This is a genomic window from Salinicola sp. CPA57 (assembly GCF_003206035.1).
GTDB lineage: Bacteria > Pseudomonadota > Gammaproteobacteria > Pseudomonadales > Halomonadaceae > Salinicola > Salinicola socius.
In genome coordinates, this window is sequence record NZ_PZJR01000022.1 from 1 (window position 1) to 5,746 (window position 5,746).

Consider the following 5,746-nt stretch of genomic DNA (forward strand, 5'->3'; position numbering starts at 1 on the left):
CGGCGCCCGGCAGGATTCGACAGAAAAACGTTGACATCTTCGCCCAGATCCTTAAAATACGCCACTCCTTACGGCGAGCAAGAAAACAAGCGCTGACAAGCACTTGAAACCTTTCAGGCTCGTGGCGGAAGTCGCAAGACTTTCCAAGTGGGAACGCTCTTTAACAATCGATCAGGTAATTGATGTGGGTGCTTGCTCTCGCGTGACGTCAGTCACGACATATCGAGGCAAGCGACTCGTCAAAGATTCGTTTGACCTTGAACCAAGTTTGGTCCGCTTTTTTCCTTTGTCTTTGGGCTTGGGAGAAGTAAGGACTATCAGACTTTAAACTGAAGAGTTTGATCATGGCTCAGATTGAACGCTGGCGGCAGGCCTAACACATGCAAGTCGAGCGGCAGCACGGGGAGCTTGCTCCCTGGTGGCGAGCGGCGGACGGGTGAGTAATGCATAGGAATCTGCCCGATAGTGGGGGATAACGTGGGGAAACCCACGCTAATACCGCATACGTCCTACGGGAGAAAGCGGAGGATCTTCGGACTTCGCGCTATCGGATGAGCCTATGTCGGATTAGCTAGTTGGTAAGGTAACGGCTTACCAAGGCGACGATCCGTAGCTGGTCTGAGAGGATGATCAGCCACACTGGGACTGAGACACGGCCCAGACTCCTACGGGAGGCAGCAGTGGGGAATATTGGACAATGGGCGAAAGCCTGATCCAGCCATGCCGCGTGTGTGAAGAAGGCTTTCGGGTTGTAAAGCACTTTCAGCGAGGAAGAAAGCCTTTGGGTTAATACCCCAGAGGAAGGACATCACTCGCAGAAGAAGCACCGGCTAACTCCGTGCCAGCAGCCGCGGTAATACGGAGGGTGCGAGCGTTAATCGGAATTACTGGGCGTAAAGCGCGCGTAGGTGGCTTGGCACGCCGGTTGTGAAAGCCCCGGGCTCAACCTGGGAACTGCATCCGGAACGGCCAGGCTAGAGTGCAGGAGAGGAAGGTAGAATTCCCGGTGTAGCGGTGAAATGCGTAGAGATCGGGAGGAATACCAGTGGCGAAGGCGGCCTTCTGGCCTGACACTGACACTGAGGTGCGAAAGCGTGGGTAGCAAACAGGATTAGATACCCTGGTAGTCCACGCCGTAAACGATGTCGACTAGCCGTTGGGACCTTTAAGGACTTAGTGGCGCAGTTAACGCGATAAGTCGACCGCCTGGGGAGTACGGCCGCAAGGTTAAAACTCAAATGAATTGACGGGGGCCCGCACAAGCGGTGGAGCATGTGGTTTAATTCGATGCAACGCGAAGAACCTTACCTACCCTTGACATCCAGAGAACTTTCCAGAGATGGATTGGTGCCTTCGGGAACTCTGAGACAGGTGCTGCATGGCTGTCGTCAGCTCGTGTTGTGAAATGTTGGGTTAAGTCCCGTAACGAGCGCAACCCTTGTCCTTATTTGCCAGCACGTAATGGTGGGAACTCTAAGGAGACTGCCGGTGACAAACCGGAGGAAGGTGGGGACGACGTCAAGTCATCATGGCCCTTACGGGTAGGGCTACACACGTGCTACAATGGCCGGTACAAAGGGTTGCGAGATCGCGAGATGGAGCGAATCCCAGAAAGCCGGCCTCAGTTCGGATCGGAGTCTGCAACTCGACTCCGTGAAGTCGGAATCGCTAGTAATCGTGAATCAGAATGTCACGGTGAATACGTTCCCGGGCCTTGTACACACCGCCCGTCACACCATGGGAGTGGACTGCACCAGAAGTGGTTAGCTTAACCTTCGGGAGAGCGATCACCACGGTGTGGTTCATGACTGGGGTGAAGTCGTAACAAGGTAGCCGTAGGGGAACCTGCGGCTGGATCACCTCCTTAAACGACCAACCGATCGCGGAGCAAGCGCTCACATCAATTACCTGATCGACCAGAGCAAAGACTGTGGTATGGCTGCTTAAGTCGCCCAGTGACCAACGGGTCTGTAGCTCAGTTGGTTAGAGCGCACCCCTGATAAGGGTGAGGTCGGCAGTTCGAGTCTGCCCAGACCCACCATCTCTCGCGCAGTTGGTTGGCGCACCCCTTGGGGTGATGTCGAGAGAGGGTGAGGTCGCCGGGTTATTCGAGTCTGCCCAGACCCACCAAATTTTGCCGAATACGGCGTTGCTTTTTTCCTCGTGTAGCAGGCTACACGTCGGTCAAAAGCGCCTTGTCTTCAACAAAATTGCATTTATCGGGGCCTTAGCTCAGCTGGGAGAGCGCCTGCCTTGCACGCAGGAGGTCAGCGGTTCGATCCCGCTAGGCTCCACCACGCTTCACGCGGTGTACGACGCTCAGCAGAAAATGTGCCTGCCCTGCGACCCACCCCACAGTCGAATGCTGAAGTCCACAGTCACAAGCCAGGTTATCGAAGATAACGTCGGTTTGTGACTGTCGATTGACAGTCGCTCTTTAACAATTTGGATCATGCTGACAAGTTCTTCTCTCTGGAGAAGAACGCAACGAGATACGTCTCAAGCGTATCCGGCAATTGTCGAATGATTAATCACTGACCAGACTCCTTCGGGTTATATGGTCAAGCGATTAAGCGCACACGGTGGATGCCTTGGCAGCCAGAGGCGATGAAGGACGTTGTAGCCTGCGATAAGGTTCGGTGAGGTGGCAAACAACCTGCGACCCGGACATTTCCGAATGGGGAAACCCACCCAGCACAAGCTGGGTATCCCACACTGAATCCATAGGTGTTGGGAAGCGAACCGGGAGAACTGAAACATCTAAGTACCCCGAGGAAAAGAAATCAACCGAGATTCCCCCAGTAGCGGCGAGCGAACGGGGAGTAGCCCTTAAGCATGTGACTGGTTAGACGAACGCGCCTGGAAAGGCCGGCCGTAGCGGGTGATAGCCCCGTAGTCGAAAACCTGAATATGTGAAATCGAGTAGGTCGGGGCACGTGAAACCCTGACTGAACATGGGGGGACCATCCTCCAAGGCTAAATACTCCTGGCTGACCGATAGTGAACCAGTACCGTGAGGGAAAGGCGAAAAGAACCCCGGAGAGGGGAGTGAAATAGATCCTGAAACCGTGTGCGTACAAGCAGTGGGAGCAGACTGGTTCTGTGACCGCGTACCTTTTGTATAATGGGTCAGCGACTTATATTCAGTGGCGAGCTTAACCGTATAGGGGAGGCGTAGGGAAACCGAGTCTTAACTGGGCGACCAGTCGCTGGATATAGACCCGAAACCGGGCGATCTATCCATGGCCAGGGTGAAGATTGAGTAACATCAATTGGAGGCCCGAACCCAAGTATGTTGAAAAATGCTGGGATGAGCTGTGGATCGGAGTGAAAGGCTAATCAAGCTCGGAGATAGCTGGTTCTCCTCGAAAGCTATTTAGGTAGCGCCTCACGTATTACCGCCGGGGGTAGAGCACTGTTTCGGCTAGGGGCCCATCCCGGGTTACCAACCCGAGGCAAACTCCGAATACCGGTGAGTAGAGCGTGGGAGACACACGGCGGGTGCTAACGTCCGTCGTGAAAAGGGAAACAACCCAGACCGTCAGCTAAGGCCCCCAAATTCTGGTTAAGTGGGAAACGATGTGGGAAGGCATAGACAGCTAGGAGGTTGGCTTAGAAGCAGCCATCCTTTAAAGAAAGCGTAATAGCTCACTAGTCGAGTCGGCCTGCGCGGAAGATGTAACGGGGCTCAAACCAGATGCCGAAGCTACGGGTNNGCGGTAGAGGAGCGTCGTGTAAGTCTGTGAAGGTGAGTTGAGAAGCTTGCTGGAGATATCACGAGTGCGAATGCTGACATGAGTAACGACAAGGGGAGTGAAAAACTCCCCCGCCGGAAGACCAAGGTTTTCTGTTCTATGCTAATCAGAGCAGAGTGAGTCGGCCCCTAAGGCGAGGCTGAAAAGCGTAGTCGATGGGAAACGGGTCAATATTCCCGTACCGGATGTGATTGCGATGGGGGGACGAAGAAGGCTAGGTGAGCCAGGCGTTGGTTGTCCTGGTGAAAGTCGGTAGGCTGAGATCTTAGGCAAATCCGGGATCTCAAGGCCGAGAGACGAGACGAACGGACTACGGTCCGGAAGTCATCGATGCCACGCTTCCAGGAAAAGCCTCTAAGCTTCAGATCACATGCGACCGTACCCCAAACCGACACAGGTGGTCAGGGTGAGAATCCCAAGGCGCTTGAGAGAACTCGGGTGAAGGAACTAGGCAAAATGGCACCGTAACTTCGGGAGAAGGTGCGCCGGCTTAGGGTGAAGGACTTCGCGTCCCGAGCTCGAACCGGTCGAAGATACCAGGTGGCTGCAACTGTTTATTAAAAACACAGCACTCTGCTAACGCGTAAGCGGACGTATAGGGTGTGACGCCTGCCCGGTGCCGGAAGGTTAATTGATGGTGTTAGCCGCAAGGCGAAGCTCTTGATCGAAGCCCCGGTAAACGGCGGCCGTAACTATAACGGTCCTAAGGTAGCGAAATTCCTTGTCGGGTAAGTTCCGACCTGCACGAATGGCGTAATGATGGCCACGCTGTCTCCACCCGAGACTCAGTGAAATTGAAATCGCAGTGAAGATGCTGTGTACCCGCGGCTAGACGGAAAGACCCCGTGAACCTTTACTATAGCTTCACACTGGACGCTGATGTTGCTTGTGTAGGATAGCTGGGAGGCTTGGAAACCGGGACGCTAGTTCCGGTGGAGCCAACCTTGAAATACCAGCCTGGCATCATTGGCGTTCTAACTTGGCACCGTGATCCGGTGTGAGGACAGTGTGTGGTGGGTAGTTTGACTGGGGCGGTCTCCTCCGAAAGAGTAACGGAGGAGCACGAAGGTACCCTCAGCACGGTTGGAAATCGTGCATTGAGTGCAAGAGCATAAGGGTGCTTAACTGCGAGACAGACACGTCGAGCAGGTACGAAAGTAGGTTCTAGTGATCCGGTGGTTCTGTATGGAAGGGCCATCGCTCAACGGATAAAAGGTACTCCGGGGATAACAGGCTGATACCGCCCAAGAGTTCACATCGACGGCGGTGTTTGGCACCTCGATGTCGGCTCATCACATCCTGGGGCTGAAGTCGGTCCCAAGGGTATGGCTGTTCGCCATTTAAAGTGGTACGCGAGCTGGGTTTAGAACGTCGTGAGACAGTTCGGTCCCTATCTGCCGTGGGCGTTGGAGATTTGAGAAGTGCTGCTCCTAGTACGAGAGGACCGGAGTGGACGCACCTCTGGTGTTCCGGTTGTCACGCCAGTGGCATCGCCGGGTAGCTATGTGCGGACGGGATAACCGCTGAAAGCATCTAAGCGGGAAGCCTTCTTCAAGATGAGATCTCCCCGAGACCTAGAGTCTCCTAAAGGGTCCAGCAAGACTAGCTGGTTGATAGGCACGGTGTGGAAGCGCTGCAAGGCGTTGAGCTAACGTGTACTAATGCCCCGTGAGGCTTGACCATATAACCCCAAGGGGTTTACGAGAGACGGAAAGAAAGATCCCGTCTCCGTTCGGTGATCATCATCGACATTGCCGGATACGCGCTGCCCTCGAGAGCGGGCAGCCAAGAGACGTCGCTCAGCAGCATGATCCGAATCAGTGGGAATGAGGGCCGGGTAGGCAGTGAAGGCTCATTATTTCTGCGTCAGTTTTGCCTGACGACCATAGCGAGCGGGAACCACCTGATCCATGCCGAACTCAGTAGTGAAACCGCTTAGCGCCGATGGTAGTGTGGGGTCTCCCCATGTGAGAGTAGGTCATCGTCAGGCA

The 5,746-nt window shown here is 54.6% G+C and carries 2 tRNA genes and 3 rRNA genes; all 5 read left to right on the forward strand.

The features are described from left to right. The first annotated feature begins 326 nt into the window (after nt 1-326). The 5 genes from DOM36_RS19515 (at nt 327) to rrf (ending at nt 5,745) form a co-directional block, all read left to right on the forward strand. Nucleotides 327-1,867, forward strand: a 16S ribosomal RNA gene (locus DOM36_RS19515). A 97-nt stretch (nt 1,868-1,964) separates the two neighbouring features. Beyond that, nucleotides 1,965-2,041 (forward strand) — tRNA-Ile (locus tag DOM36_RS19520). A gap of 180 nt (nt 2,042-2,221) precedes the next feature. Beyond that, nucleotides 2,222-2,297: transfer RNA gene (locus tag DOM36_RS19525), tRNA-Ala, on the forward strand. Nucleotides 2,298-2,559: 262 nt separating this feature from the next. Further along, a 23S ribosomal RNA gene (locus tag DOM36_RS19530) occupies nt 2,560-5,438 on the forward strand. Between the two features lie 192 nt (nt 5,439-5,630). Continuing rightward, nucleotides 5,631-5,745 (forward strand): 5S ribosomal RNA (gene rrf / locus DOM36_RS19535). The 16S, 23S and 5S rRNA genes sit together here with 2 tRNA genes alongside, the layout of an rRNA operon. Nucleotide 5,746: the final 1 nt, after the last annotated feature.